At 40.8% G+C, this 1812-nt stretch carries 2 protein-coding genes; both read left to right on the top strand.

Going from position 1 to position 1812, the window contains the following annotated elements; genetic code table 11:
* On the top strand, positions 1 to 950 hold a 950-nt coding region (locus tag WBM98_RS13665; protein WP_424366580.1), incomplete at its 5' end, for a glutamate--tRNA ligase.
* Between the two features lie 87 nt (positions 951 to 1037).
* Positions 1038 to 1812, top strand: a 775-nt coding sequence (locus tag WBM98_RS13660; RefSeq protein ID WP_424366579.1) for an SPFH domain-containing protein, incomplete at its 3' end; no start/stop codon positions are given.

The raw sequence follows: 1812 nt of genomic DNA, 5'->3' as shown, positions 1-1812 counted from the left end.
CCAATATTTTGGATGACAAGGTGCTGTACAAAAGCGATGGAATGCCCACCTACCATTTGGCCAATATTGTTGATGACCATCTCATGCGGATTACCCATGTAATTCGTGGTGAAGAGTGGCTGCCCTCATTGGCATTGCATCAATTATTGTATGATGCATTTGGATGGCAAGCCCCCCAATTTGCCCATTTGCCATTGATCATGAAACCCATAGGAAAGGGAAAACTGAGCAAACGGGATGGGGAGAAAATGGGATTCCCCGTATTTCCGCTTTCGTGGAACGATTCCCAAGGATATCGTGAAGCATGCTATTTCCCCGAAGCAGTTGTCAACTTTTTGGCCCTATTGGGCTGGAATCCAGGCACAGAACAAGAGGTTTTTTCCTTGGATGAATTGGTGCAACAATTCAGTCTAGACCGTGTGCAAAAATCGGGAGCACGTTTTGATCCAGATAAAACCAAATGGTACAATCATCAGTATCTACAAAACAAAAAAGATAGTCAATTGGCCGCTTTGTTTAAACCGGCTTTAGTTAATAGGACGATTCCAGAGCCTTATCTTGAAATGGACTACATTGAAAAAGTGGTTTCCCTGATAAAGGAACGTGCCAATTTTGTTTCCGATTTTTGGAAATTGAGCGATTATTTCTTCGAAGCACCAAAAACCTTCGATAATAAAGCCATTCGCAAGCAATGGAAAACGGATACCCCAAAAATAATGGCAGATCTCATTCCTGTTTTGGAGGATTTGGCGAGTTTTTCTTCAGAAAATATCGAAAAAAGGATCAAGGAATGGATAACGGAAAAGGAACTTTCCTTTGGTCAGGTCATGCCGCCCTTACGATTGATCATTGTCGGGGCCATGAAAGGCCCCCACTTATTCGATATCTTGGGGATGATAGGAAAAAAGGAAAGCATTAACCGCATACATACTGCCTTATCGAAATTTTAGGAGCGTCATGTAACAAAATGCCGAAATTTCCGACGTATAACTTAAAGCGTTTTTGTAACTTCATTCACTAACTAAAATGTATATATTATGGGAAGTTTCTTTTTAATACCGATCATTTTTTTCGGATTGATCATCCTATTTTCTTCTTTCTTTATAGTCAAACAACAAACGGCGGTCATCATAGAGCGTTTTGGTCGCTACCACAGCATACGCCAATCTGGATTACAAATGAAAATTCCACTTGTTGATCGTATTTCGGCTCGTTTAGGGTTGAAAATCCAACAATTGGATGTAATTATTGAAACAAAAACATTGGATGATGTATTTGTTAAACTAAAGGTATCCGTACAATATGTAGTTATAAGGGAAAAGGTATATGAAGCATTTTATAAATTGGAATATCCACATGATCAAATTACGTCTTATGTTTTTGATGTGGTGCGCGCCGAAGTCCCTAAGATGAAGCTGGATGATGTCTTTGTTAAAAAAGATGATATCGCCATAGCTGTTAAGGCTGAATTACAGGATGCTATGTTGGATTATGGGTATGACATCATAAAAACCTTGGTGACCGATATTGATCCAGATGCTCAGGTTAAAGAAGCCATGAACCGAATCAACGCTTCTGAACGGGAAAAAATCGCGGCACAGTTCGAAGGGGATGCTGCCCGGATCCTGATTGTTGAAAAAGCTAAGGCCGAAGCCGAAAGTAAACGATTACAAGGCCAAGGGATTGCCGATCAGCGTCGGGAAATCGCCAGGGGCCTCGAAGAGTCTGTTGAAGTTTTGAACAAGGTAGGAATCAATTCCCAGGAAGCATCCGCCTTGATCGTGGTTACCCAACATTATGATACGTTACAAT

It is taken from the genome of Maribacter sp. (genome assembly GCF_049667165.1).
Taxonomy (GTDB): Bacteria; Bacteroidota; Bacteroidia; order Flavobacteriales; family Flavobacteriaceae; genus Maribacter_A.
Note: the sequence above shows the minus strand (reverse complement) of the source record. Positions and strands in the feature narration are given on the sequence as shown.